Origin of the sequence: Verrucomicrobium sp. GAS474, assembly GCF_900105685.1 — a bacterium.
In the GTDB taxonomy this organism is placed as follows: domain Bacteria; phylum Verrucomicrobiota; class Verrucomicrobiia; order Methylacidiphilales; family GAS474; genus GAS474.
On sequence record NZ_LT629781.1, the window covers coordinates 3,061,532 to 3,086,289 of the forward strand.

General features: G+C 65.0%; 23 protein-coding genes. 13 read left to right on the top strand and 10 right to left on the bottom strand.

Translation table 11 applies throughout. The features are described 5' to 3' along the window. Nucleotides 1–6 precede the first annotated feature (6 nt). Both BLU04_RS12845 and BLU04_RS12850 read right to left on the bottom strand, forming a co-directional pair. Nucleotides 7–249 (bottom strand): hypothetical protein, encoded by a 243-nt coding sequence (locus BLU04_RS12845; RefSeq protein ID WP_093286782.1) that lies wholly within the window; start codon nt 247–249, stop codon nt 7–9. Further along, nucleotides 218–1,321 carry an acyltransferase gene (locus BLU04_RS12850; protein ID WP_255360051.1) on the bottom strand — a complete coding sequence of 368 codons (1,104 nt, stop codon included), beginning with the start codon at nt 1,319–1,321 and terminating at the stop codon, nt 218–220. The genes BLU04_RS12845 and BLU04_RS12850 overlap by 32 nt, the downstream gene beginning before the upstream one ends. A gap of 87 nt (nt 1,322–1,408) precedes the next feature. On the opposite strand from BLU04_RS12850, the gene ffh reads away from it, so the two are divergent. The 7 genes from ffh (at nt 1,409) to BLU04_RS12885 (ending at nt 5,657) form a co-directional block, all read left to right on the top strand. After that, a complete protein-coding gene (gene ffh / locus BLU04_RS12855) occupies nt 1,409–2,746 on the top strand; it encodes a signal recognition particle protein (protein WP_093286785.1) in 1,338 nt (445 codons plus the stop codon). Between the two features lie 44 nt (nt 2,747–2,790). After that, on the top strand, nt 2,791–3,048 hold the full coding sequence (rpsP, locus tag BLU04_RS12860) for a 30S ribosomal protein S16 (RefSeq protein WP_093286788.1): 258 nt from the start codon (nt 2,791–2,793) through the stop codon (nt 3,046–3,048). A gap of 59 nt (nt 3,049–3,107) precedes the next feature. Further along, entirely contained in the window at nt 3,108–3,350 is a 243-nt protein-coding gene (locus BLU04_RS12865; RefSeq protein ID WP_093286791.1) for a KH domain-containing protein, read from the top strand. An 87-nt stretch (nt 3,351–3,437) separates the two neighbouring features. Further along, nucleotides 3,438–4,124, top strand: a complete 687-nt coding sequence (gene trmD, locus BLU04_RS12870; protein ID WP_093286794.1) for a tRNA (guanosine(37)-N1)-methyltransferase TrmD — start codon at nt 3,438–3,440, stop codon at nt 4,122–4,124. Between the two features lie 11 nt (nt 4,125–4,135). Further along, on the top strand, nt 4,136–4,471 hold the full coding sequence (gene rplS, locus BLU04_RS12875; protein WP_093286796.1) for a 50S ribosomal protein L19: 336 nt from the start codon (nt 4,136–4,138) through the stop codon (nt 4,469–4,471). A 159-nt stretch (nt 4,472–4,630) separates the two neighbouring features. Then, complete coding sequence (locus BLU04_RS12880) at nt 4,631–5,254, top strand: ribonuclease HII (protein ID WP_231964866.1); 624 nt, start codon at nt 4,631–4,633, stop codon at nt 5,252–5,254. Beyond that, nucleotides 5,181–5,657 carry a YraN family protein gene (locus tag BLU04_RS12885; RefSeq protein ID WP_093286801.1) on the top strand — a complete coding sequence of 159 codons (477 nt, stop codon included), beginning with the start codon at nt 5,181–5,183 and terminating at the stop codon, nt 5,655–5,657. Before BLU04_RS12880 ends, BLU04_RS12885 begins: the two co-directional genes overlap by 74 nt. A 308-nt stretch (nt 5,658–5,965) precedes the next feature. Here BLU04_RS12885 and BLU04_RS12890 read toward each other — a convergent pair whose 3' ends face one another. From BLU04_RS12890 to BLU04_RS12910, 5 genes are all read right to left on the bottom strand, one after another. Beyond that, nucleotides 5,966–7,006 (bottom strand): L,D-transpeptidase, encoded by a 1,041-nt coding sequence (locus BLU04_RS12890; RefSeq protein WP_093286804.1) that lies wholly within the window; start codon nt 7,004–7,006, stop codon nt 5,966–5,968. Nucleotides 7,007–7,104: 98 nt separating this feature from the next. Beyond that, nucleotides 7,105–7,407: a hypothetical protein gene (locus tag BLU04_RS12895; RefSeq protein ID WP_093286806.1), complete on the bottom strand. Its 303-nt coding sequence runs from the start codon at nt 7,405–7,407 to the stop codon at nt 7,105–7,107. 31 nt (nt 7,408–7,438) lie between these two features. Further along, a complete protein-coding gene (locus tag BLU04_RS12900; protein ID WP_093286809.1) occupies nt 7,439–8,683 on the bottom strand; it encodes a type II secretion system F family protein in 1,245 nt (414 codons plus the stop codon). 68 nt (nt 8,684–8,751) lie between these two features. Continuing rightward, a complete protein-coding gene (locus BLU04_RS12905; protein ID WP_093286811.1) occupies nt 8,752–10,428 on the bottom strand; it encodes a GspE/PulE family protein in 1,677 nt (558 codons plus the stop codon). Nucleotide 10,429: 1 nt separating this feature from the next. After that, on the bottom strand, nt 10,430–12,091 hold the full coding sequence (locus tag BLU04_RS12910; RefSeq protein WP_093286814.1) for an ATPase, T2SS/T4P/T4SS family: 1,662 nt from the start codon (nt 12,089–12,091) through the stop codon (nt 10,430–10,432). Between the two features lie 287 nt (nt 12,092–12,378). Here BLU04_RS12910 and BLU04_RS12915 point away from each other — a divergent pair, with 287 nt between their 5' ends. The 3 genes from BLU04_RS12915 to BLU04_RS12925 are packed head-to-tail and all read left to right on the top strand — an operon-like array spanning nt 12,379 to nt 16,630. Next, nucleotides 12,379–14,022, top strand: a complete 1,644-nt coding sequence (locus BLU04_RS12915) for a PAS domain-containing sensor histidine kinase (protein WP_093286817.1) — start codon at nt 12,379–12,381, stop codon at nt 14,020–14,022. Further along, nucleotides 14,019–14,480: a response regulator gene (locus tag BLU04_RS12920; protein ID WP_093286820.1), complete on the top strand. Its 462-nt coding sequence runs from the start codon at nt 14,019–14,021 to the stop codon at nt 14,478–14,480. Before BLU04_RS12915 ends, BLU04_RS12920 begins: the two co-directional genes overlap by 4 nt. A 5-nt stretch (nt 14,481–14,485) precedes the next feature. Beyond that, nucleotides 14,486–16,630 (top strand): response regulator, encoded by a 2,145-nt coding sequence (locus BLU04_RS12925; RefSeq protein WP_093286822.1) that lies wholly within the window; start codon nt 14,486–14,488, stop codon nt 16,628–16,630. Here the strand turns inward: BLU04_RS12925 and gatB are convergent. Genes gatB through gatC form a run of 3 tightly spaced genes read right to left on the bottom strand, consistent with a single transcriptional unit; the run spans nt 16,539 to nt 19,780 of the window. Further along, nucleotides 16,539–18,011 carry an Asp-tRNA(Asn)/Glu-tRNA(Gln) amidotransferase subunit GatB gene (gene gatB, locus BLU04_RS12930; protein ID WP_093286825.1) on the bottom strand — a complete coding sequence of 491 codons (1,473 nt, stop codon included), beginning with the start codon at nt 18,009–18,011 and terminating at the stop codon, nt 16,539–16,541. The two genes, BLU04_RS12925 and gatB, sit on opposite strands and share 92 nt — an antisense overlap. 21 nt (nt 18,012–18,032) lie before the next feature. Then, entirely contained in the window at nt 18,033–19,472 is a 1,440-nt protein-coding gene (gene gatA, locus BLU04_RS12935) for an Asp-tRNA(Asn)/Glu-tRNA(Gln) amidotransferase subunit GatA (protein ID WP_093286827.1), read from the bottom strand. A 20-nt stretch (nt 19,473–19,492) separates the two neighbouring features. Beyond that, nucleotides 19,493–19,780 (bottom strand): Asp-tRNA(Asn)/Glu-tRNA(Gln) amidotransferase subunit GatC, encoded by a 288-nt coding sequence (gatC, locus tag BLU04_RS12940; protein WP_093286830.1) that lies wholly within the window; start codon nt 19,778–19,780, stop codon nt 19,493–19,495. Nucleotides 19,781–19,898: 118 nt separating this feature from the next. Here gatC and aroB point away from each other — a divergent pair, with 118 nt between their 5' ends. The 3 genes from aroB to BLU04_RS12955 are packed head-to-tail and all read left to right on the top strand — an operon-like array spanning nt 19,899 to nt 24,719. Next, the gene (aroB, locus tag BLU04_RS12945) at nt 19,899–21,002 is read left to right on the top strand and encodes a 3-dehydroquinate synthase (RefSeq protein ID WP_093286832.1); all 1,104 of its coding nucleotides are present in this window, start codon (nt 19,899–19,901) and stop codon (nt 21,000–21,002) included. Nucleotides 21,003–21,020: 18 nt separating this feature from the next. Next, nucleotides 21,021–22,121, top strand: a complete 1,101-nt coding sequence (gene dprA, locus BLU04_RS12950; RefSeq protein ID WP_093286834.1) for a DNA-processing protein DprA — start codon at nt 21,021–21,023, stop codon at nt 22,119–22,121. A gap of 24 nt (nt 22,122–22,145) precedes the next feature. Beyond that, complete coding sequence (locus tag BLU04_RS12955) at nt 22,146–24,719, top strand: DNA topoisomerase III (protein ID WP_093286837.1); 2,574 nt, start codon at nt 22,146–22,148, stop codon at nt 24,717–24,719. The last annotated feature ends 39 nt before the right edge of the window (nt 24,720–24,758 follow it).

Sequence of the window (24,758 nt, forward strand, 5' to 3'; positions counted from 1 at the left end):
ATAGGGCTATTGACGGGGCCAGCGGACCGAGGCCCCGTCGGACTGCTCCCACATCCAGACCAACGTGGCCAGGGCCTCGTAGTAGTCGGATTGGGCGCAGTTCAGCGGGGAATCGGGCCGGTCGGCGGCAGCCAGGCGGGCCAGCACGGCCTTGGCCTTGGCGCATTCCTCCTCGTTGCGAATGGTGCGGAGATCGCAGAGATCCCGCAGGCCGCGCTCATTCAGCGGCAGATCGATTGAAGCTAGCATATATACCCTTGTGTCCTACTCTTTCCCCCCACTGCTTTCCAAAAAGGATACAAGGTTCCTCGACGAATCTCCAGCTAAAATAGGCGGCAAAAAGGACGAGAACCAGGGAGGCAATCCCCTGTAATCCGCCCGGGAGGACGGGGTGGGCCAGCAGGGTCTTCAGGATCGGATAATGAAGCAGGTAGATGCTGAAGCTGATCCGCCCCACCCCCCGCAGGGTTCCCGCCGCGAGCCCGCTCAGCACCGGCATCGGCAGGTTCCGCCCATGGGTCAGGCCGAAGGCCAGCACCGACGACCACAGCACCGCCAAGAGCGGGCTCCACACATAGAGCCGGGGCATCGTCACCGTCGTCGAATGGCCGAGGATGCAGAAGAGCGGAACGAGGAGGAGGATCAGCGCCCCCGCCGTCATCCCCCGCGAACCCCAGAAACGGAAGAGCTTCGGCGGCATGACCGCCAGCAGCGATCCAACGGCGAAGATCGCGAAATAAGGCCAGAGCAGGAGGGTGTTCTTGTTCCCCGCGTCGAGGGCCCAATGCCACGAACAGCCCAGGGCGATCCCTCCCAGCACCGCCAACGCCGGGACGAAGCGCCGCCGCCAGAGGAAGACGTGGAGGAGGCAGAACAGCGGCATCACCGCGTAATATTTCACCTCGACCGGGATGACCCAGAACTCCCGGTGCCCCTCCAGCAGCAAGGCATTCCGCCAAAAGAAATACCACATCCCCTCCCCGCCCCGTCCCAGCCAAAGCGCATGTCCGAAGACCACCAGGAGATAGAGAGGGAAGATGCGGCAGAGCCGATGGATCCCGTAACGGACCAGGATCGTCCCCACCGGGGCCTTCCCGGCGTCGAATTCCTCCACCAGCCGCCGCGTCAGGAGGAACGCGCTCAGGACAAAGAAAAGCCAGACCCCCATCTTGCCCACCCCTTGGAGATGGAGCCCGGGGACGATGTCGTGATGCTCGTTGCTGGCGTGGGAGAAGACGACGATCAGGACCGCCACGCCCCGGAGAGCGTCGAGATAAAAGTTTCTCTGGTGATCGGGTCTTTCAATCACACGCTGGAGCACGGGTAGGTTATAGATCGTGCTCCATTTCCCCGTCCATTCCTTTCGCTTTCCCTCGAGGGAGCGGTTGTGCCATCCTTTTCCCTTCCCATGCTCGAATTTCTCCAGGAAAAGGTCGAATCGGTCGTCAAGAACCTGCGCGGTTACGGCAAGCTCTCCGAGAGCAACGTCGCCGACGCCGTCCGCGAGGTCCGCCTCGCCCTCCTCGCCGCCGACGTCAACTACCAGATCGCGAAGGACCTCTGCGACGAGGTCAAGAAGAAGTGCCTGGGCGAGGAAGTCCTGAAAAGCATCCAGCCCGGCCAGCAATTCGTCAAAATCTTCCACGATGAGATGCTCCGCCTCTTCTCCGAGGGGAACCCGGAGCTCTCCTCCGCCCGCCCCCTCCGCATCCTCCTCACCGGCCTCAACGGCGCGGGCAAGACCACCACGGCCGCGAAGCTCGCCCTTCATTTCCGCAAGCGGGTGAAGGAACACCGCATCGCCCTCGTCGCCGGGGACATCACCCGGCCCGCCGCCGTCCAGCAGCTCCAGACCCTCGGCAAGAGCATCGACATCCCCGTCTGGTTCTGGCCGGAGGAGAAGACCCCCGCCGACCTCGCCCGCCGGGCCCGGGCCGAAGCCGAGAAGGAACGGATCGCCGTCCTCATCTTCGACGCCGCGGGCCGCCTCGACCTCGACGAGGCCCTCCTGGCCGAGCTGAAGGAAGTCTCCGCCATCATCGAGCCCCAGGAAACCCTCCTCGTCGCCGACTCCGCCACCGGCCAGAGCGCCGTGAAGATCGCCCAGGCCTTCAAGGAGCACGTCCCCCTGACCGGCATCGTCCTCAGCAAGTTCGACGGCGATGCCCGGGGCGGTGCCGCCCTCTCGATGCAGCGGACCGCCGGAATCCCGGTGAAATTCCTCGGCGTCGGCGAAAAACCGGACGCCTTCGAGGTTTTCGACCCCGAACGGCTCGTCGGCCGCATCCTCGGCATGGGCGACATCGTCGGCCTCGTCGAAAAGGCCCAGGAAGCCTTCGATGCCGACTCGATGGTCAAGATGGAGGAGAAATTACGTAAAAACTCCTTCGACCTCCAGGACTTCATCGATCAGATGCGGTTCATGCGAAAACTGGGCCCCATGGAGAATTTGCTTGGCATGATCCCCGGGATGCCTAAGGTGGCCAGTTCCGGCTTTGACGAAAAGCGAATGAGGCGCGTGGAGGCAATGGTGCTTTCCATGACTCCCCAGGAGCGTCGCAAACCGGACATACTCAATGCGAAGCGCAGGCAACGCATCGCCCGCGGAAGCGGGACGAGCGTGACGGAGTTGAACGACGTCGTCCATCGCTTCGAGGAGATGAAGAAAATGATGAGCCGTTTTTCCCGAGGGAAAGGCGGCGGCCCGGAGAAAATGCTTTCCCGCATGATGGGAAAGCGGGGCTAGAAGAGAGAAAAAGTCAGTCAGAAGAAAAAGGACAGAGAAAGATTATGGCAGTTTCCATTCGGATGCGTCGTGAAGGTACCACGAACCGGCCCTATTACCGGATCGTCGTCGCCGACAAGCAGAGCCCCCGTGACGGCAAGTTCATCGAACAGGTCGGCACCTATGATCCCACCAAGAAGACCAACGTCTCGACCCTCAAGGTCGACCGCGTCGAGTTCTGGATCAAGAACGGCGCCCAGCCCAGCGAGACCGTCGCCAGCCTTCTGAAGAAGACGAAGAAGGCCGCCGCCGCCGCTGCTTAAGTTATTTCAAGCGTTCCAAGCGAACGCCGCGGATCGTCCAGAGAAGAAAGGCCCGAACAATGCGTTACTTCCTTGAATTGGTTCTCCAGCGTCTCATCCGTCATCCCGACGATGTCGACCTGCGCCAGATCGAGGAAACGGGCCATACGACGTTCCAGATTTCGGTCCACCCCGAGGACATCGGACGGGTGATCGGACGGAACGGCAAGACGATCAACGCGATCCGGGGAGTGCTGAACGCGGCAGGTTCCCGGAGCGATACGCGGGTCACGGTCCAGCTGTTCGAGAACAGCGCGGCCTGATCGAGGTCCGAAAGAGCGGGTCAAACCCTCTTCGGAACGATTTTAGAATTTGTTCTTTGTCAGTTTAGAGAAAGAGAGCGAAGCACGGTGAGGATCGATGTCATCACCCTGTTTCCCGGCATGCTCGAAGGAGCCTTGCAGGAGACGATCTTGGGCCGGGCGCAGCAGGCCGGATTGGTTGAGGTTCATCTCCACCAGCTCCGCGACTATGCGACCGACAAGCACCGGATCGTCGACGACCGTCCCTACGGGGGCGGTCCCGGCATGGTCCTGAAGTGCGAGCCCCTCTTTGCCGCCGTCGAGGATGTCCGCTCCAAGGATCCCCGGCCCGGCAAGGTGGTGCTGATGTCCCCCGGCGGGAAGGTCTTCAGGCAGGCCGTCGCGCAGGAGTGGAGCAACCAGGAACGGCTGATCCTGATCTCGGGCCACTACGAAGGGCTCGACGAAAGGATCATCGAGCATCTGGTCGACGAGGAAGTGAGCATCGGCGATTACGTCCTGACCAACGGGACCGTTGCCGCCATGGTCGTCATCGACGCCGTCGTCCGCCTCCTGCCGGGAGTCCTCGGCAACGGAGAATCGGCCGGGAGCGATTCGTTCTCTGATGGATTTTTGGAAGGACCCCAGTATACTCGGCCTCCCGAGTTCAGGGGTTGGAAAGTGCCGGAGATATTGCTCTCCGGCGACCACGCGAAGATAGCCGCGTGGAGACAAGATTGTGCAGTGCGCAAAACCGCGCGGGTTCGACCTGACCTGAAACAGGCAAAAACGTAGAGAGAAAAGATATGTCGAAGTTAATCGAAAAAATCGAAAGCGAGCAGTTCAAGGCGGCCCCCAGCGAGTTCACCATCGGTGACGACGTGAAGGTCCATACCCGCGTCAAGGAAGGCGAAAAGGAGCGGACCCAGATCTTCGAGGGTACCGTCATCGCCCGCAAGGGCCGTGGCCTCAACGCCATGTTCACCGTCCGCAAGATCAGCTACGGCGAAGGCGTCGAGCGCGTCTTCCCCCTCCACTCGCCCCGCGTCGAGAAAGTCGAAGTGAAGCGTTCCGCCACCGTGCGCCGCGCCAAGCTCCACTTCCTCCGCACCCGCAAGGGCAAGAACGCCCTCGCGCTCTAGTTCGTAGTTCGCTCCGCCGACTGGAACCGGGTTATGGGCCTCAAACCCAAAGCCGTTTCCAAAGGCAAAGCGAAAGACAAGGCGGCACTCCGCCAGGCCGATTTGCTGGGAGATCCCTCGGATCTCCCTTCCGAAACGCCTGGGGAGTGCCGCTTTTCGTTGCGTTTTCAATTCGAGATCGCCCTCCGCCGCCGGGGCTATGCCCTCGTCGCCGGGATCGACGAGGCGGGACGGGGCCCCCTCGCCGGCCCCGTGGTCGCCGCCGCCGTGATCCTTCCCGACGAGGGGTTCGACCATCCCCTCCTCGACGACTCGAAGAAGCTCTCCGCCCCCCACCGGGCCGAGGTCGCCGCCGCCCTCCGCGCCCATCCCGGCGTCCGCTTCGCCCTCGCCGAGGCGACACCGGAGGAGATCGACACCCACAACATCCTCCGCGCCACCCTGCTGGCCATGCGCCGCGCCGTCGAGGCCCTTTCCCCCCTCCCCCACTACCTCCTCATCGATGGCCGGGACTGCCCTCCCGTCAACATCCCGGGCAAGGCGATCATCAAGGGGGATTCCAAGGTCCCCTCGATCTCCGCCGCCTCGATCCTTGCCAAAGAGGCCCGGGACGCCACGATGATCGCCTGGGCGGCGACCCATCCCGAGTATGGCTTCGAGATCCACAAGGGCTACGGTACCGCCCAGCACCTCGCCGCCCTGAGACGCCATGGCCCTACGCCGCTTCATCGCCGCTCTTTTGCCCCCGTCGGATCGGAAGCCGACCCCGGCCTTCTTCTTTGAGGAACGCGATTCCCGCGCCATCGGGATCTACGGGGAACGGGTCGCCGCCCGTTCGCTGAAACGGAGCGGTCTCAAGATCCTGCTCCGCAACCTCAAGATCGAGAAGAACGAGATCGACCTCGTCTGCCGCGACGGCGATACCCTCGCCTTCGTCGAGGTGAAGGCCCGCCGCGACGTCCTCCACGGCCAGCCCTCCGAGGCGGTCGACCGGATGAAGCGGGCCCGTCTCGTCCGCGCCGCCCAGCTCTATCTTCGGGAGCTTCACCGGGGGAAAAACCGGAGCGCGGTGATTCTGTATCGCTTCGACATCGTCGAAGTCCTTCTTTCCCCGGCGCAGCCGCCGGAGATACGGCATATCCGCGACGCCTTCGGCACCGATCCGAACCGGGAATATCGGGCGTAGCAGGGAGGGCGGGGGGCAGTGAATGCTCCTTCGGGACCGGGCAGAGATCCTATACAGCTGAAGGCGATCCGCACGTGTTCTAAGACGCAAGAGGGGCTTGCCTCCCGGCCATGCCAGTTAGTCTCCCCGGAAAAACGAGTGTCGCTACCGCGACGGCATTTTGCCCCTCCTGAACCTCCCCGTCTGATAGACGTGAACTGCTCTAGCCGTACCGCATCAGGCCGTTGTCTCGGTAGAAAGGGTCCGCTAGTTCCCCTGTCCGCTTGGGAGGAATCAGGCGTCCGAGTGCTGGCCGAGACGACGCGGCCTTAGGGTTCCACATCAATCGGCGTACCGATCCTGACCATCTTCGCCAAGGCCTCGGCGTTCCAGTTCGCCAGGCGGAAGCAGCCGTGCGATTGCGTCCGGGAGACGTTCTCCGGCTCGGGCGTGCCGTGGATGCCGTAGGTGGGGAGGCTGAGGCCGATCCAGACGGCCCCGACGGGGTTGCGCGGGCCGGGCGGGATGATGAGGCGTCCCGTGATCCCCTCGGCCTTGGCCGCATCGGCAAAGAGCTTCGGATCGAAGGTGTAGTTCGGATGAACGGCGATGACTTTGACGGCGAGGGAGCCCGAGGGCCGCTTCTCCTTGTCCTTCGCGATGGAACATGGGAAATGGGCGACGACTTTTCCCGTGGTGTCGAGGACATCGATGCTCCGCTCGGCGAGCCGGATGCGGACCTTCGCGGCGGAAGGAGTCGGGGCGAAGGGACGGAGGGCCGGAACGCGCAGGACCGCCCCCGCCTGGGGGGAGGGCTGCCCGGGATTCAGCGCGATGAGGAAGGAGCGTTTCGCGTGGAACTTCTCCCCCAGGAGGTCCCAGATGGCGGTGTATCCCATTGTCGGCGCGGCGGCCTTTTCCTTCCACCCGTGCGGCACCGGGACGACGGCGGCGACGTCCTCGGGCGTGACGGTGTAGGTGGTGAGCGGCGTGGAAGCCCCCTCCCCTTGCAGGGCCTGCCACGTCGCCGCATCGGCCACGCCGGTCACCGGCAGGCCCCGGCTCTCCTGATAGGCGCGGAGGGCTTTGGTGGAGCGATCCCCGTCGGTGCCGTCGATGAAGCCGCAGGAAAAGCGGTGCCGTTCCAGGGCGACCTGGAAATCGAGGAGCGGCGGGACCACCGCGGGCACGGGAATCGGTGCCGCAGAGGGAGCGGAAACGGAAACGCTGCTGTCCGTCGAGGGTGACGGCCCATCGATCGTGGTCGCCGCCGACGGAGTGGGCGGAGAAACGGGGGCGGCGGGTTCCGCCTTGATCGGGGCGGGAGCCGGAGGGGGAACAGGAGCCTGGGCTGGAACGACGGCGGGCACCGAGGCCTTAGGCTTCGGTGCGACCGGCGGGGCGGGCGGGATCGGAGGAGCCGGAACAGGAGCAGGCGGAGGAGGAGGGGCCGAGGCCGCCGGGGTCTCTACTTTTTTTTTACCGCGTCGGCACCGAGTTCTTTCCCTTCGGGATTAAAGACCTCGGCGTCGGGGTTCTGGCCCGCGATCTGGCGGAGCTGCTGGGTGGTCTGCTGCGCCGCCTGCTTCGGTGCCGGGACCGCGTTGGGAAGGGGGCTGAAGAAGGGCCAGACGACCCAGGCCAATCCTCCCGCCAGGACGGCGAGGAGGAACCACGAGAAGAGATTCTTCCCGCCTTTCTTTCCCTTGCCTCCCGATGCCTTGCCGCCTTTGGGGGCAGGCTTGGCTTTGGCGTTCGCTTTTTCGGCCATGACCGGAGGCTAAGGGAAACGCGTTCCCGAATCAACCCGTCTGGTTGCCGAGGTTCTGGATGATGCTGATGAGCGGGAGGAAGAGGGCGATGACGATGGTGCCGACGACGAAGGCGAGGCCGACGATCATGAGCGGCTCAAGGAGGCTGGTGAGGCCGCCGACGGCGACATCGACCTCTTCGTCATAGACGTCGGCGACGCGGACGAGCATCTCGGGGAGGCGGCCGACTTCTTCGCCGACCTGGACCATGCTGACGACGATGGGGGGGAAGATGCCCGAGGCCTCGAGGGGGCCGACGACGGTCTCGCCCTCCTTGACGCTGTCGTGAATCTTGCCGATGGCGTCCGAGACGATCTGGTTGCCCGCCGTCTCCTTCGTGATGTTGAGCGCCGCGAGGATCGAGACGCCGCTGCTCACGAGGGTGCCGAGGGTCCGGGTGAAGCGAGAGATCGCCGTCTTCGTGATGAGGTCGCCGAGGAGGGGGAGCCGGAGCTTCACCTTGTCGGTCAGCCGCATGCCGTAGGCGGTGCTCATGAAGACCTTGATCGAGACGACGACGACCGCGAGGAAGCCGAAGATGACGATGAAGTGCTGCACCAGCATGTCGCTGAGGTCGATGACCATCTGGGTGAGCCAGGGAAGGGCCGCGCCGTTGAGCATGTCCTTGAAGATCGCCTGGAACTTCGGGACGATGAAGGCCATCAGGAAGATCAGGATGCCGAAGGCGATGAAGAGGACGACGACGGGGTAGGCCATCGCCGAGGTGATCTTGCCCTTGATCCGCTCGGACTTTTCCTGGAACTCGGACAACCGCGCGAGGACGACGTCGAGGACGCCGCCCATTTCACCGGCTTTCACCATGTTCACATAGAGCTTGGTGAAGATGTTCGGATGGAGCGCGAGGGCCTCGGAGAAAGTGCCGCCCGATTCGACCGATTCGGCGAGGGCCTCGATCGTCGCCTTCAGGACCGGATTGCGCTCCTGCTTCCCGAGCGTCCGGAGGGCGCGAAGGAGCGGGAGGCCGGCGCTGATAAGGGTCGCGAGCTGGCGGGTGAAGACAGTGAGGACCTTCGACTTGACGGTGCCGCCGGTCTTTTTCTTCGCCTGCTTGACCGGCGCGGCGGCCGCCCCCCCTCCCCCGCCCTGGGAAATGCGGGTGGGGAAGTAACCCTGTTGCTTGATCTGCGCGGCGGCGGCGGCCTGGTCCTTGGCGTCGACCTGCCCGGTGATTTGCTGTCCCGAGCCATCGACGGCGATATAGGAGAACGTGGGCATATGATATTAAGGGGGGATGGATTTTAGATTTAGGTAAAACCGTTCCGTAAAACAAGAACGGGTTCTTCCTAGGTATACTTCAGGACCTCTTCGATTGTGGTTTCCCCATCAAAGATGTTGCGCAACCCGTCGGAACGGAGCGTCACCATGCCCAATTCGATCGCCTTCTGCCGGATGACGACGGACGGGGCCCGTTGATTGATGAGATCGCGAATCGGCTCGCTGATGTCCAGGAGCTCGTAAATACCTTTGCGTCCCTTATACCCGGTTTGATTGCATTGATCGCACCCGGCCCCGTAATAGAAATTCTTGTCCCCGACCTCGTGCGCCGAGAGCCCGAACTGCGCGAGGACAGTCTCGGAAGGCTCGTAGGGCGTCCGGCAATTCTTGCAGATCTTCCGGACGAGCCGCTGCGCCAGCACCCCTTCGAGGGCCGAGGCGATGAGGAAGGGCTCCACGCCCATGTCGATGAGACGGGTGACGGCGCCCGGGGCGTCGTTCGTGTGGAGCGTCGTCAGCACCAAGTGACCCGTGAGGGAGGCCTGGATCGCGATCTGGGCCGTCTCGAGGTCGCGGGTTTCACCGACCATGATCTTGTCGGGGTCCTGGCGGAGGAAGGCGCGGAGGACGCGGGCGAAGTTGAGGCCGATCCCCTCGTTGGCCGGAACCTGCATGACCCCTTCCATCTCGTATTCGACGGGATCCTCGACCGTCAGGATCTTCGTCTCGATGCTGTTGATGCGGCGGAGGCAGGAATAGAGCGTCGTCGTCTTGCCCGAGCCGGTGGGGCCGGTGACGATGAAGATGCCGTTCGGCTTCTCGATCGCCTCGCAGATGTAGGTGTAGATGTAGGGCGGCAGGTTCAGCGCCTCGAGGTCGAGGTTCACCGCGGAGCGGTCGAGGACGCGGAGCACGACGCTCTCGCCGAACTGGGTCGGGAGGCAGGAGACGCGGAGGTCGACCGGCTTCCCGCCGATCACCGACTGGATGCGGCCGTCCTGCGGGACGCGGCGCTCGGCGATGTTCAGGTTCGCCATGACCTTGATGCGGGAGGTGATCGGGATGGCGAGGCTCTTCGGCGGCGGCGACATCTCGTAGAGGGCGCCGTCGACGCGGTAGCGGATCTTGAAGTCGTACTCGAAGGGCTCGAAATGGATGTCGCTCGCCCGCGCCTTGATGGCCTGCGCCAGGACGGTGTTGACGAACTTGATGATCGGCCCGGCGGCCGCTCCTTCGAGGGCGAGCTTCTCGCCGTTCCCCTCGCCCGGGAGGTCGACGCCGGAGAGCTCCGAGAGGAGGTCGTCGAGCTCGGCGTTCTGCGCGCCGTAGTATTGGTCGATCTTTTCCTGGACCTCGGCGATCGGGGCGACGAGGACCTGCATCTCCCCGCCGACGGCGAAGCGGAGGTTCTCGACGATCTGGGAGTCGATCGGGTTGACGAGGGCGACGTAGAGGACGCCCTCCCCGTAGTAGACGGGGAGCGCGCCGTGGAGGCGGGCGGCCTGGGGGGTGATCCGCTCCAGGAGGTCGGGGGTGAACTGGCACGCGGCGAGGTCGACGACCGAGGTGCCGAGGTCGGAGGCGATGATGTTGTACTGGTCGGCCTTCGAGAGGATGCCGAGGTCCTCGACGACATCGAGGACTTCCTTCCCGTGGGTCTGTTGCTCGTCGAGGACCATCTGCTTCTGGGTCTCATCGACGTAGCCGTGATGCTCCAGGAGGGAAACGTAGCTGAGCGGATCCATCTTACTTGTCCCCCATCGTGGTGGTGATGACCTCGTCGGGGGTCGTCATGCCGACGAGGACCTTGCGGATGCCGTCCTCGCGCATCGTCCGCATGCCCAGGGCGCGCGCGCGGGCGCGGAGGATGCCGGGGGGCTGGCGGTCGTTGATCATGCTGCGGATCTCGTCGTCGATCTGGAAGATCTCGAAGATGCCGCACCGGCCCTTGAAGCCGGTGCCGCGGCAGTTGTCGCAGCCCGCGCCGCGGGAGAAGGAGGCCGATTCGATCTGGCTGGGGGTGAGGTTCAGCGCCCGGACCTCGGCCTCGGTCGGCGGATGGGGGACCTTGCACTTGGAGCAGATCTTCCGGACGAGGCGCTGGGCGAGGACGCCGCGCAGGGAGGAGGCGACGAGGAAGGGCTTGATCCCGATGTCGATCAGACGGCTGACGGCGCTCGGCGCGTCGTTCGTGTGGAGCGTGCTGAAGACGAGGTGGCCGGTGAGCGACGCGTTGATGGCGATGCCCGCGGTCTCGGCGTCGCGGATTTCACCGACCATGACGATGTTCGGGGCCTGGCGGAGCATCGCGCGGAGGGCGGCGGAGAAGGTCATCCCGACGTCCTCGTTGACGGGGACCTGGTTGATGCCGGAGAGCTGGTATTCGACCGGGTCCTCGACGGTGATGATCTTCCGGTCGGGCTTGTTCAGGAAGTTGAGGCAGCCGTAGAGCGTCGTCGTCTTGCCGGAACCGGTCGGGCCGGTGACGAGGACGATGCCGTCGGAGACGCCGAGGAGGCGCTCCATGACGGTCTGGTCGTCGCTGAGGAAGCCGAGTTCGGGCAGGCCGAGGCTGAGGCTCGACTTGTCGAGAATACGCATGACGACCCCCTCCCCGTGGACGGTGGGGACGGTCGAGACGCGGAGGTCGACCTGCTTGCCGTTCTGCTGGATGATCTGGATGCGCCCGTCCTGGGGGAGCCGCTTCTCGGCAATGCTCATCTTCGACATGATCTTCAGGCGGCTGATGATCGAGCCCTGGAGCTTCTTCGGGGCATCGGGCATTTCCTGGAGGACGCCGTCGATCCGGTAGCGGACGCGGAACCGTTTTTCGAGGGGCTCGAGGTGGATGTCGCTCGCCCGGAGGGAGCAGGCACCGATGATGAGGTCGTTCACCATCCGGATGATCGGGGCGTCGCCGTCGCTGGCGGCACCCTCGACCGGCGCGCCGCCTTCGCCGCCGGGCCGGGCGACGGGGGCGTCGCCGTAATACTCGCGGATCGCCGCGTCGATCTGGGACTTCGGGACGGCGACGCTGGTGATTTCGATCCCCAGCTTTTGCTGGAGGGCGTCGACCGAATCGTAGTCGTAGGGATCGCTCGTCCCGAGGCGGAGGACGGTGCCGTCAAAGGAGATCGGGACGACGCCGTAGCGAGCCGCTTCGGCGCGAGGCAACAGGGAAATCGCCTTCGGGGAGACCGAATTGATCTCTTCCTGGAATTCGAGGCCGGCGTCGTTGGCCATCGCCTGGACGACGCTCCCCTCGTTGATTTTGCCCGATTGAATCAGGTAATCGACCGCTCCCTTGCCTTTGCCCCCGGAGGAGCCTTTCGCCTCATCGGCGTCGAAGGAGGAAATCACCCCCTCGCGGATCAGAAGTTCGAGAATGTAATCGTCTTTGGGAAGCACAGCGGTTGAGCGATGGGAGAAGTCGTGAAAGTCGTAAAACGAGTCTACTTAGTTACCTAAAAATAGCAATCATGCCAAGCGATTACTTAAAACCGTTAAAAAGTCGGCCAAAAGTGACGGAGCCGTTCCAAGGAGTTCTTTTTTAGCATGCCTCCTTTTCCCTCTTCCAACCTAAATCGATCTTTTCTTGTAGGATAAACGAGGACAGTGCTTTACCCCAAAACAGGACAGAAAAGAGCACACCATTATGGCAGGCTGGGCAGAACCGAAAAAACGGACGCCGCCGCATGCCCTCCCCCTCGCTCCCCCCTTCGTCCGCCGTCGGTACCGGCACGGTCTTGCGCGAGGATCGTCCCGAAGATCAGTTGATCGCCGTCCTCGGGGAACTCCGGGACATCCAGGCGGCCCTCGACGAGCACTCGATCGTCGCCATCACCGACGCCACCGGAAAGATCACGAGGGTTAACGACCGGTTCTGCGCCCTTTCCAAATACTCCCGCGAGGAACTCATCGGCCAGGACCACCGGATCATCAATTCCGGGCATCATCCGAAGTCGTTCTTCACCGACCTCTGGAAGACCATCGCCCGGGGCCATATCTGGCACGGCGAGGTCCTGAACCGGGCCAAGGACGGGAGCCTCTATTGGGTCGACACCACGATCTTCCCCCGCCTCAACGCCGAGGGAAAGCCGACCCAGTACGTCGCCATCCGCACCGACATCACCCAGCGGAAGGCGAACGAAGGCCAGCTCATCTCGGTCCTCGGGGAGCTCCGGGACATCCAGGCGGCCCTCGACGAGCACTCGATCGTCGCCGTCACCGACGCCACGGGGAAGATCACGAAGGTCAACGACCAGTTCTGCGCCCTTTCCAAATACTCCCGCGAGGAGCTCATCGGCCAGGACCACCGGATCATCAATTCGGGACATCATCCGAAGTCGTTCTTCACCGACCTCTGGAAGACCATCGCCCGGGGGAAGGTCTGGCGCGGCGAAGTGCTGAACCGGGCCAAGGACGGCAGCCTCTATTGGGTCGACACCACCGTCTTCCCCCGCATGAACGAGGCGGGGAAGCCGACCCAGTACGTCGCCATCCGCACCGACATCACCGAGCGGAAGGCGAACGAGAAAAAGCTGATCCAGGTCGCCCAGGATCTGACCGACCGGAACAAGGAGCTGGAGATGATCGTCTACACGATCTCCCACGACCTCCGCTCCCCCCTTGTCAACATCCAGGGCTTCGGCAAGCAGCTGGAACGGTCGTGCGATACCATCCGGCAGAGCATCTACGCCGCCCGGGACGGGCAGATCCCGGCCGAGGTCGTCCAGCGTTCCGCCGAGAGCGTCATCCCCCAGGCCCTCCATTTCATCAACGCCAGCGCCAACAAGATCGACATCCTCCTCTCCGGCATCCTCCGCTATTCCCGCCTGGGCCGGGCGACGATCCAGGTCGAGCCCCTCGACATGAACGTGATGGTCGCCGAGATCGTCGCGGCGATGAAGTTCCAGGTCGACGAGATGGGGGCCCGGATCGACCTCATCACCCTCCCCCCCTGCCTCGGGGACCGGCCCCATACCGGGCAGGTGATCGCGAACCTCATCGACAACGCCCTGAAATACCGCTCCCCCGACCGCCCCATGCGGATCGTCGTCGGGGGGAAGAGGGAGGAGGAGGAAGGCCGGGTGCTCTACTGGATCTCCGACAACGGCATCGGCATCGCGCCCGAGCACCAGGCGAAGGTCTTCGAGATCTTCCACCGCCTCAACCCCGAGAGCGTCGGCGGCGAGGGCCTCGGCCTGACCATCGCCCAGCGGATGCTCGAGCGGCAGGACGGCAAGATCTGGGTCGAAAGCGCCGTCGCCCAGGGGACGACCTTCTACATCTCGCTCCCCGCGGTGCCCGTCGAAAAACCGGAACCCTCCGTCGCATGAGCCCCGCCCATTCCACCCCCCTCCCCGTCATCCTCATCGTCGAGGACGACGACGGCCACGCCATCCTGATCCGGCAGAACCTGGAGGAATCGGGCCTCGCCAATCCGATGCTCCACCTGCGCAACGGCCAGGAAGCCCTCGATTTCCTCTATCGCCGCCATGCCGATCCCCGGGCGAACCGCGATCCCGACAAGAGCTATCTCCTCCTCCTCGACATCCGGATGCCGAAGATCGACGGGATCGAGGTGTTGCGCCAGGTGAAGGGCGATCCCGAGCTCCGCAGCCTCCCCGTCATCATGCTGACCACGACCGACGACTCCCGGGAGGTGGAGAAGTGCTACGGCCTCGGCTGCAGCGCCTACCTCCGCAAGCCGCTGAACTACGAGAAATTCATCGCCGCGATCCGCTGCCTCGGCCTCTTCATCGGAGTGATCCAAATCCCCTCGCCCCAACCCTGACCGACATGATCCCCACGACCTCCATCCTTTCGACGATCGCCCCCGGCGCGCCGTCCCCCACCCGGATCGACCGCGCCCGCGTCATCCTCACCGTCGACGACGAGCCGGGCTTCCGCCTCCTCGTCTCCGACACCCTGCGCGAGGGCGGCTACAAGGTCTTCACCGCCGCCTCGGGCAACGAGGCCCTCGCTTGGCTCAAGGAGAACGAGGCCGACCTCATCCTCCTCGACATGGGCCTCCCCGACATCGACGGCGCCGAGGTCACCCGCCGCCTCCGCGCCGAGGCGCGGCAGACCCCCTTCATCGTCGTCTCGGGCTGCGAGGACGGGAAGAAGATCGTCGAGATGATGCGCCAGGGCGCGCAGGACTACCTCATCAAGAACGGGACCCTGATCGACCTCCTCCCCCGCGTCGTCGCCCGGACCTTCGTCACCCTCGACCGCCAGCGCGACCTCGCCGAGGCACAGCGCCGCATCCGCGAGAGCGAGGCCCGCCTCAACTCGGCCCTCACCGCCACCCAGGACGGCATCTGGGAATGGAACATCGCCGACGACACCCTCTACGTCTCCCCCCGCTGGAAGGAGATCTTCGGCTACCTGCCCGACGAGGTCAGCACCCGCGCCCAGTGGGAGGCCCGGATCCATCCCGAGGATCGCAGCCGCTTTTTCGACCACCTCCACGAGTGCCTCGCCTCCAGCCGCAACCGCATCCGCATCGAATACCGCCTCCGGGACCGGGAAGGCCACCACCGCTGGGTCCTCTCCCACGGCCTGATCGAGCGCGACGCCTCGGGGAAGGCCCTCCGCATCGTCGGGGCCTCCTCCGACCAGACGGAGCGGCTCGAGATGGAAATGCAGCTCCGGCAGATGCAGAAGATGGAGGCGATCGGCAAGCTCGCCGGAGGCGTCGCCCACGACTTCAACAACATCCTGGCCACCATCCAGGGCCATCTGTGGATCCTCGAAAAGGGAGATTCCGACGAACATGCCGACTCCCTCAACGAGATCTCCCTCGCCACCCAGCGGGCCGCCAGCCTCACCCGACAGCTCCTCCTCTTCAGCCGGAAGCAGGTCATGCAGCGCCGGGACCTCGACCTCAACGTCCTGATCGCCGACATGGGGAAGATGCTCGCCCGCAGCCTGGGCGAGGATGTCCGCCTCCTCCTCGCCCTCTCCCCCGAACCGGCCTTCCTCCACGCCGATTCGGGGATGATCGAGCAGATCCTCCTGAACCTGGCGATCAACTCCCGGGACGCCATGCCGGACGGGGGAAAGATCACCTTCTCCACCCGGCAGGTCACCTTCGGTCCCGACAGCGCCTCCGAGGGGCCCGACCGGACTCCCGGTTCCTACATCTGCCTCGAAGCGGTCGACACCGGTTGCGGCATGTCCGAGGAGGTCTGCTCCCGGGTCTTCGAGCCGTTCTTCACGACGAAGGAAATGGGCAAGGGGACCGGCCTCGGGCTGGCGACGGTCCACGGGATCGTGAAGCAGCACCACGGCTGGATCGAGGTCTCCAGCATCGTGGGCGAAGGGACGACCTTCCGCATCTATTTCCCCCTCTGCCGGGAGGCCGCCCGTCCGCTCGTCGGGCTGGAGGGAGGAGCGAAGCACGAGGCGGGAGGACGCGAGACGATCTTCCTCGTCGAGGACGATGTGGCCGTCCGTGCCCCGCTGCGGGCCTTCCTGAGCCACCTCGGCTACCAGATCGTCGAGGCGGGATCGGGGGCGGAGGCGATCTCCCTCTACGACAGCATGCATCCCCGAATCGACCTCCTCCTCACCGACATGATCATGCCCGGGGGGATCAACGGGAAGGATCTGGCCGGACTCATGACCGCCCGCATCCCCGGCCTGAAGACGATCTTCACCAGCGGCTACGACATGGACCTGCTGACCCCGGAAATGGCGCTGAAGGAGGGCTTCAACTTCCTCCAGAAGCCGGTCCCTCCCCGCCTCATGGCGGCGACGATCCGCAAGCTCCTCGACCTCGCCCCCGCTGCGGGAGGCCCGCAGGCGGCGAGGGAGGGCCGGCGGGAGGAACCGGCCCCCGCGATGGCTACGGCAGCTCCGACAGCTTCCTTACGAGAATCTCGTCAATCACCTTCGGGTTGGCCTGTCCCTTTGTCGCCTTCATTACGTACCCCTTGAGGGCGTTGACGGCGGTGAGCTTGCCGCTCTTGTAGTCGGCGACGCCGCGGGGATTCCCGGCGATCGCCTCGTCGCAGAATTTCTCGAGCGCGCCGGTGTCGCTCACCTGCTCGAAGCCCTTCTCGGTCACGATGACCGCGGGGGCCTTCTTCTCCGCGAGCATGAAGCCGAAGACCTCCTTCGCCTGCCGGTTGTTGATCTTGCCGTCCTCGAAGAGGTTCGCCAGCTCGGCGAAGTACTCGGCGGGGACGGGGATTTCGTCCTCGGCGTTCGCGACGGCGAGGTACTCGTTGATCAGGTAGTTGGCGACGACGCCCTTGCCCTTTTCACTCTTCGCCAGCCCGGCGGCCTTCTCGTAGAAGAGGCTGAGGGTGACCTCGGCGGCGAGGACGCTGGCGTGGTAGTCGGAGAGGCCGTAGGTCGTGGCCAGGCGGGCCTTCTTCGCCTCGGGCAGCTCGGGCATCGCGGCCTGGGCCGTGGCGAGGAGGCTCGGGGAGCCGATGTCGGTGCGGAGCGGGAGGATATCGGGATCGGGGAAGTAGCGGTAGTCGTGGGCCTGCTCCTTCGAGCGCATCGGCGTGGTCTGCCCCTTCGGGTCGTCCCAGCGGCGGGTTTCCTGCTTCTGGGGGACGCCGGTCTTCGCGTTCTCGATCTGGCGCTCGATCTCGTAGATGAGGGCCCGGCGGACGGCGCTGATCGAATTGACGTTCTTCACCTCGACCTTCGTGCCGAATTCCTTCTGGCCGACGGGGCGGACCGAGACGTTGACGTCGCAGCGGAGCTGGCCCTTCTCCATGTCGGCGTCGCTGACGCCGCCGTAGATCAGGATCTGCTTCAGGGCGGTGAGATAGGCGAAGGCCTCCTCGGGAGTGCGGAGGTCGGCCTCGCTCACGATCTCCATGAGGGGGGTCCCGGCGCGGTTGAAGTCGACACCGCTCTGCGTCTCGTAGTGGGCCGACTTCGCGACGTCCTCTTCCAGGTGGATGCGGGTGAGGTTGATCACCTTCCCGGCGAGGGCCTGGGGCTCCTTCTGCACGTCCTTCGGGAAGGCGAGCGTGTTCAGCCGCACCCCGCCGCCGAGGCAGAGGGGCTCGTCGTACTGTGAGATCTGGTAGTTCTTCGGCATGTCGGCGTAGAAGTAATTCTTCCGGTCGAACTTGCAGCGCGGGGCGATGTTGCACCCGAGCATGAGGCCGGTGAGGATCGTCTTCTCGACGGCGGTCTGGTTCGGCACCGGCAGCGCGCCGGGGAGGCCGAGGCAGACGGGGCAGAGATGGGTGTTTTGCGCGGCCCCGTACTCATTCTTGCACCCGCAGAACATCTTGGTCTGCGTGTTGAGCTGGACGTGGACTTCAAGTCCGATGACGGCTTCGTATTCCATGGAAAGTTCCCGGTTCGAGAATTAGAGATTGGGACGGCGGCTGTGCCAGTCGGTCGAACGCTCGTAGGCGTCGGCGGTGCGGAAGAGCGTTTCCTCGCCCCAAGCCGGCCCGATCATCTGGAGGCCGATGGGAAGGCCCGAGGCGGTGAACCCGCACGGGAGGGAAATGCCCGAGATCCCGGCGAGGTTGACGGCGATGGTGAAGATGTCGGCGAGGTACATCTGGAGCGGGTCGGCGACCTTCTCGCCGATCTTGAAGGCGGCGGTCGGCGAGGTCGGCGTGAGGATCACGTCGCACTTCGTGAAGGCGGCCTCGAAGTCCTGGCGGAGGAGTTGCCGAACCTTCTGCGCCCGGTTGTAGTAGGCGTCGTAGTAGCCGGAGCTAAGGACGTAGGTGCCGAGGATGATCCGGCGCTTCACCTCGGGGCCGAAGCCCTCGGCGCGGGTCTTCCCGTAAAGCTCGATGACGTCCTTGGCATCCTTCGTGCGGCGGCCATAGCGGACGCCGTCGAAGCGGGCGAGGTTCGCCGAGGCCTCGGCGGTCGCGATGATGTAATAGACGGCGATGGCGTATTCCGTATGGGGAAGGGAGACCTCGACCAACTCGGCCCCCTGGGCCTGGAGATGGGCGATGGCGGCGCGGACCGACTTCTCGATCTCGGGATCGGTGCCGGGGACGAAGTATTCCTTCGGGACGCCGATGCGGAGCCCCTTCACCTCGCCGGTCAGGGCCTTCGTGTAGTCGGGGACCTCGCAGCGGGCGCTGGTGTTGTCGTTGCCGTCGTGGCCGGAGAGGACGTTGAGGAGGAGGGCCGAGTCGGCGACGGTCTTCGTGAACGGCCCGATCTGGTCGAGGCTCGAGGCGAAGGCGGTGAGGCCGAAGCGGGAGACACGCCCGTAGGTCGGCTTCAGGCCGACACAGCCGCAGAGGGCGGCGGGCTGCCGGATCGAGCCGCCGGTGTCGGAGCCGAGGGAGGCGAAAGCCTCGTGGCCGCCGACGACCGCGGCGGAGCCGCCGCTACTGCCGCCGGGAATGCGGTCGAGGTCCCACGGATTGCGGGTGACGCCCCAGGCCGAGTTCTCGGTCGAAGAGCCCATGGCGAATTCGTCCATGTTCGTCCGCCCGAGGAGGATCGCACCGGCCTCGCGGAGCTTCGCGATGACGGTGGCGTCGTAGGGGGCGATGTAGCCCTGGAGGATCTTCGAGGCGCAGGTGTTGGGATCGCCCTTCACGTTGATGACGTCCTTGATCGCGATCGGGACGCCGCCGAGGGGCTTCGTGATATCGGCCGCCTTCGCCTGGGCGAGGGCCGCCTCGGGGTTGAGGTAGTTGTAGGCGTTCAGCTTCGGGTCGACCTGGCTGATTCGCTCGAGGAGGGCCTCCGTCACCTCGACGGGGGAGACCTCCTTCGAGGCGAGCTTTTTGCGGAGGGAAACGATGTCGTCGTAAACAAGACTCATGGGAAAAAGGGGAAAAGGGGTTAGTCGACCATCCGGGGGACGACGAAGAGGTCGTTCGCGCTCTGGGGGGCGTTGGAGAGGGCCTCGGCGGCGGTGAAGCTCGGCTTCTCGACGTCGGCGCGGAGGTTGTTGCGGAAGTCGGGCGCGTCGGCGGTCTGGACGACGCCGGAGACATCGGCCTTCTGGAGCTCGGCGACGTGGGAAAGGATGTCGCCCAGCTGCTTCTGGAAGAGGGCCGTTTCCTCGGGGCTCAGTTGGAGGCGGGCCAGGTGGGCCACGTAAGAGACGTCGATGGGGGATTCGGCCATAAAAGAGGGGGTGGTTGGAAAACCATTATGGTTAGGTTTTGCGAAGGAGAGCGGCAAGCCCTTTTTCCATCCTGACTTGACGCCAAGGCCCCCGGCGCGGATTCTAAAACCTCCCCTCATGCCCGCCCCCCTCGAAATCCCCGTCGCCCTCGGCCCCCGTTCCTACGTCGTCCGCATCGCCCCGAAGGGCCTCACCATGATCGGCTGCCAGCTCAACGAGATCAAGGCGGGGCCGAAGGTCGCCCTGATCTCCGACGAATCGGTCCATTCCCTCTACGGCGAGGCCGTCCTCGCCTCGATCCGCTCCTCGGGACGCGAGGCCTACTCGATCACCGTCCCGCCGGGAGAGGCGTCGAAGGACCTCGCCCGCCTCGGCCCCCTCCTCTCCTTCCTCGCCCGGAGCGGCCTGGGGCGGAAGGACACCGTCCTCGCCCTCGGCGGCGGCGTCATCGGCGATCTGGCCGGGTTCCTCGCCGCCTCCTACCTGCGGGGCGTCCCCTTCGTCCAGGCCCCGACCTCCCTCCTGGCGATGGTCGACAGCAGCGTCGGCGGCAAGACCGGGGTCAACCTTCCCGAGGGAAAGAACCTCGTCGGTGCCTTCCACCAGCCCCGCCTCGTCGTCATCGACACCGAGACCCTCGCCACCCTCACCCCCCGGGAACGCTCCGCCGGGATGGCCGAGGTGATCAAGTACGGCCTCATCGCCGACGCCCCCTTCTTCCGCTCCCTGCGGCACGGCATGCCCGAGGATTTCGGCCCGATCATCCGCCGCTCGGTCGAGATCAAGGCCGAGGTCGTCTCGAAGGACGAGTTCGAGACCACCGGCCTCCGCGCCACCCTGAACTTCGGCCACACCCTCGGCCATGCCATCGAGAACGCGGCGGGTTACGGCGTCTTCCTCCACGGGGAGGCGATCTCGATCGGCATCCGGGCCGCCGCCCATCTCTCCCACAAGAAACTCGGCCTCCCCCTCGCCGACGTCCGGGAGATCGAGGCGACCCTCGCCGCCTCGGGCCTCCCCCTCCACGCCCCGCAGGTTTCCGACCCCCTTACCCGGACGAAGATCCTGAGCGCGATGAAACTCGACAAGAAGGCCGAGGGCGGCGTCAACCGCTGGATCCTCCTTCCCGCCATCGGCCAGACTGTCGTGACCGACCACGTCAGCCTCGACGACGTCGAGGCGCTCCTCTCCCTCATCGCCACCCCGCCGGGCCAGTTCTAAGCTCCCGCCCCTTCCGCCGTGACGCCCCTCGAAGCCACCCTCACTCTCTCCCTTCTTCCCCACATCGGCCCGGTTCGAGCACGGCGCCTGCGGGAACGCTTCGGCGACGCCCCGGCCATCTTCACCGCCACCGAGCGGGACCTCCAGCAGGTCGAGGGGATCGGCCCGGAGTCGGCCCGCTCCATCCGCAACGGGGCCGACGGCGGGGCCGCCGCCGCGGAGATCGAGAAGGCCGAGGCCCTCGGCGTCACCCTCCTCCATGCCGACGACGACCGCTATCCCGAGGCCCTGAAGGAGATCTACGATCCCCCCCTCATCCTCTACGTCCGGGGGACGCTTCCCGAAACGTGGAAGCAGGGGGTCGCCCTCGTCGGGTCCCGCGTCACCAGCCATTACGGCTTGGAGACGGCGAAGAAGCTCGGCTACCAGATCGCCTATGCCGGGGTCCCGGTCATCTCCGGCCTCGCCCGGGGAATCGACACCGCCGCCCACATGGGGGCCTTGGCGGCGAAGGGGCCGACCTGGGCCGTCCTCGGCACCGGCGTCGACCATATTTACCCGGCTGAAAATGCCTCCCTGGCCGAGAAAATCGCCGAAACGGGATGCCTGATTTCCGAATTTCCCCTCGGCACGAAGCCCGAGAAGCAAAATTTCCCGATGCGGAACCGGATCGTCAGCGGCCTCAGTTTCGGGGTCCTCGTCGTCGAGGCGGGGCTCGGCAGCGGGGCCTTGATCACGGCCAAGCAGGCCCTCGAACAGGGCCGCCAGGTCTTCGCCGTCCCGGGCCGGATCGATACCCCCCACTCGAAGGGGTGCCACCAGCTTTTGAAAGAGGGGGCCCGCCTCGTCGAGGACGTGAACGACATCCTCGGGGAGATGGAATTCCTCTTCCCGCCGAAGGAGATGACCGCCCTCGGCTCCTCCCGCCCCGCCCCGGCCGATCTGACGCCGGAGGAGGCCCTCCTCTTCGAGACCTTGGGGACCGAGGAAGTCCCCATCGACACCCTGATTGCAAAAAGCGGTTTGCCATCGGGGAAAGTCTCTTCTACGTTGCTCCGCCTTGAAATGAAGCGGTTGGTCCGGCAACTCCCGGGCAAGCTCTTCGTACGCACAGGTTAAGTAGTTACTTCACATAATTAATAAATGGGCAAAGGTCTGATCATCGCGGAGAAACCGAGCGTCGCCAACGACATCGCCAAAGCCCTCGGCAAGTTCACTAAAAAAGACGAATACCTCGAGAACGACGAGTGGGTGATCTCCTCCGCCGTCGGCCATCTCCTCGAGCTCTGCCTCCCCGTCGACATCCAGAAGAAGCACCGCAGCTGGAAGTTCGAGAGCCTCCCGATCCTCCCCGACCATTTCGACCTCAAGCCGATCGAGAAGAGCAAGAGCCGCCTCGTCGTCCTGAAGAAGCTCCTCGCCCGCCCCGACGTCGACCACCTCGTCAACGCCTGCGACGCCGGGCGGGAAGGCGAACTGATCTTCCGCTACATCATCCAGCACTGCAAATCGAAGAAGCCGACGCAGCGCCTCTGGCTCCAGTCGATGACCCAGGACGCCATCCGGCAGGGCTTCGAGAAGCTCCGCCCCGGCAAGGACCTCGACCCCCTCGCCCAGGCCGCCGTCTCCCGCTCGGAGAGCGACTGGCTCATCGGCATCAACGGCACCCGCGCCCTCACCGCCCTGAACTCGAAGGACGGCGGCTTCATCCTGACGACGGTCGGGCGCGTCCAGACGCCGACCCTCGCCCTCATCGTCGAGCGCGACCTGAAGATCCGCGACTTCAAGTCCCGCGCCTACTGGGAAATCCATGCCGCCTTCGGCGCGAAGGCCGGGACCTACGACGGCCGCTGGTTCGACGAGAACTTCAAGAAATCGGACAAGGAAGAGGACGAGGGAGCCCGCCCCGAGCGCGTCTGGGACCAGGCGAAGGCCGAGGCGATCCACGCCAAGTGCGAGGGGAAGCCCGGCGTCGTCACCGAGGAGCGGAAGCCGAGTTCCCAGGCCTCGCCCGGCCTCTTCGACCTCACCACCCTCCAGCGCGAGGCCAACGGCCGCTTCGGCCTCTCGGCAAAGCGGACCCTCCAGATCGCCCAGGCGCTCTACGAGAAGCACAAGGTCCTCACCTACCCCCGTACCGATTCCCGGCACCTGCCCGAGGATTACCTCTCCAACGTCCAGGCGACGCTCAAGGGGATGGATTCCCCCTCCCTCGCCCCCTTCGCCAGGCAGGCCCTGAAGGAAGGATGGGTGAAGCCGACGAAGAAGGTCTTCGACAACACGAAGATCTCCGACCACTTCGCGATCATCCCCACCGGCACCTCGCCCGACAAGCTCGACGACTTCGAGTTCAAGGTCTACGAACTGGTGGCCAAACGCTTCATCGCCGTCTTCTTCCCTCCCGCCCAGTTCGAGACCCTGACCCGGATCACCCGCGTCGAAGGGGAAGCCTTCAAGACCGAGAACAAGGTCCTCGTCGTCCCCGGCTGGCTCTCCATCTATGGGCGGCAGCCGAATACCGCTGACGACGACAGCCAGATCGCGCCCGTCGAGGCCGGCGAAACGGTGAAGACCGAGGTCGTCGAGGTCCGCGCCTTCGACACCAAGCCTCCCGCCCACTTCACCGAAGCGACCCTCCTCTCCGCGATGGAAGGCGCGGGCAAGCTCGTCGAGGACGAGCATCTCCGCGAGGCGATGGGCAAGAAGGGCCTCGGCACCCCGGCCACGCGCGCCTCGATCATCGAGGGGCTCCTCGCCGAGAAATACCTCCAGCGCGAGGCGCGGGACCTCCTGGCGATGCCGAAGGCCTTCGCTCTCATCGAAATGCTGCGCGCCACCGGCATGCCCGTCCTCACCTCGCCCGAGATGACCGGCGAGTGGGAGTTCAAGCTCCAGCAGATGGAGCAGGGCGCGATCAAGCGGGACGACTTCATGAAGGAGATCGTCGACCTCACCACGAAGATCGTCGACAAGGCGAAGGGCTTCGAGGAGACCGAGACCCACGCGAAGCCCTACGCGGGCAAGGGGCCGAACGGCGAGGCGATGGTCGAGACGATGCGCTACTACCAGACGCCCGACGGCTCGTTCAAGCTCTCCAAGTACATCGCCGGCCGGATGCTCGAGCCCCACGAGGCCGCCGAGCTGATCGAGAAGAAATTCATCGGGCCGCTCCAGGGCTTCCGCTCGAAGATGGGCCGTCCCTTCGTCGCCGCGCTGAAGTTCAACGCCGAGAACAAGGTCGAATTCGTCTTCGAGGACTCCGCCGCTACCGCCGGAACCGAGGCCGTCGACGTCGAGACCGCCATCCCCGTCGGCCCCTGCCCCGTCGACGGCGCCCGGGTCTTCGAGGGAACCCTCTCCTTCATCTGCGAGCACGGCCTCATCGACCCGCCGACCTGCAAGTTCCGGATCGGGAAGAAAATCCTCGGCAAGGACATCACCCGCGAGCAGGCGGAGAAGATCCTCAACCAGAAGAAGTCCGACCTCCTTCCCGGCTTCATGTCCCAGCGGACGAAGCGCCCCTTCTCCGCCTACCTCGTCATCAAGCCCGACGAGAGCAAGGTCAGCTTCGAGTTCGAGCCCCGCGGGCCGAAGGCCCCGAAGCCCCCCGGCGCGACCAAGGGCAAGAAGCCGGTCGGCGCGGGCAAGGCGGGCTTCGTCCGCCGCGCGGTGACGCCGAAGAAATCGGACGCCGGAGCCGAATCGTCGGAATCGTAAACCGGTCCCGCCCACAAAAAACCCCGTCCTGAGGACGGG

Excerpts from the sequence above, each read along its gene's own strand:
- BLU04_RS12845 (WP_093286782.1), bottom strand. The coding sequence starts at position 249 with ATGCTAGCTTCAATCGATCTGCCGCTGAATGAGCGCGGCCTGCGGGAT.
- ffh (WP_093286785.1), top strand. The coding sequence starts at position 1,409 with ATGCTCGAATTTCTCCAGGAAAAGGTCGAATCGGTCGTCAAGAACCTG.
- rpsP (WP_093286788.1), top strand. The coding sequence starts at position 2,791 with ATGGCAGTTTCCATTCGGATGCGTCGTGAAGGTACCACGAACCGGCCC.
- BLU04_RS12865 (WP_093286791.1), top strand. The coding sequence starts at position 3,108 with ATGCGTTACTTCCTTGAATTGGTTCTCCAGCGTCTCATCCGTCATCCC.
- rplS (WP_093286796.1), top strand. The coding sequence starts at position 4,136 with ATGTCGAAGTTAATCGAAAAAATCGAAAGCGAGCAGTTCAAGGCGGCC.
- BLU04_RS12885 (WP_093286801.1), top strand. The coding sequence starts at position 5,181 with ATGGCCCTACGCCGCTTCATCGCCGCTCTTTTGCCCCCGTCGGATCGG.
- BLU04_RS12895 (WP_093286806.1), bottom strand. The coding sequence starts at position 7,407 with ATGGCCGAAAAAGCGAACGCCAAAGCCAAGCCTGCCCCCAAAGGCGGC.
- BLU04_RS12900 (WP_093286809.1), bottom strand. The coding sequence starts at position 8,683 with ATGCCCACGTTCTCCTATATCGCCGTCGATGGCTCGGGACAGCAAATC.
- BLU04_RS12905 (WP_093286811.1), bottom strand. The coding sequence starts at position 10,428 with ATGGATCCGCTCAGCTACGTTTCCCTCCTGGAGCATCACGGCTACGTC.
- BLU04_RS12915 (WP_093286817.1), top strand. The coding sequence starts at position 12,379 with ATGCCCTCCCCCTCGCTCCCCCCTTCGTCCGCCGTCGGTACCGGCACG.
- BLU04_RS12920 (WP_093286820.1), top strand. The coding sequence starts at position 14,019 with ATGAGCCCCGCCCATTCCACCCCCCTCCCCGTCATCCTCATCGTCGAG.
- BLU04_RS12925 (WP_093286822.1), top strand. The coding sequence starts at position 14,486 with ATGATCCCCACGACCTCCATCCTTTCGACGATCGCCCCCGGCGCGCCG.
- gatB (WP_093286825.1), bottom strand. The coding sequence starts at position 18,011 with ATGGAATACGAAGCCGTCATCGGACTTGAAGTCCACGTCCAGCTCAAC.
- gatA (WP_093286827.1), bottom strand. The coding sequence starts at position 19,472 with ATGAGTCTTGTTTACGACGACATCGTTTCCCTCCGCAAAAAGCTCGCC.
- gatC (WP_093286830.1), bottom strand. The coding sequence starts at position 19,780 with ATGGCCGAATCCCCCATCGACGTCTCTTACGTGGCCCACCTGGCCCGC.
- aroB (WP_093286832.1), top strand. The coding sequence starts at position 19,899 with ATGCCCGCCCCCCTCGAAATCCCCGTCGCCCTCGGCCCCCGTTCCTAC.
- BLU04_RS12955 (WP_093286837.1), top strand. The coding sequence starts at position 22,146 with ATGGGCAAAGGTCTGATCATCGCGGAGAAACCGAGCGTCGCCAACGAC.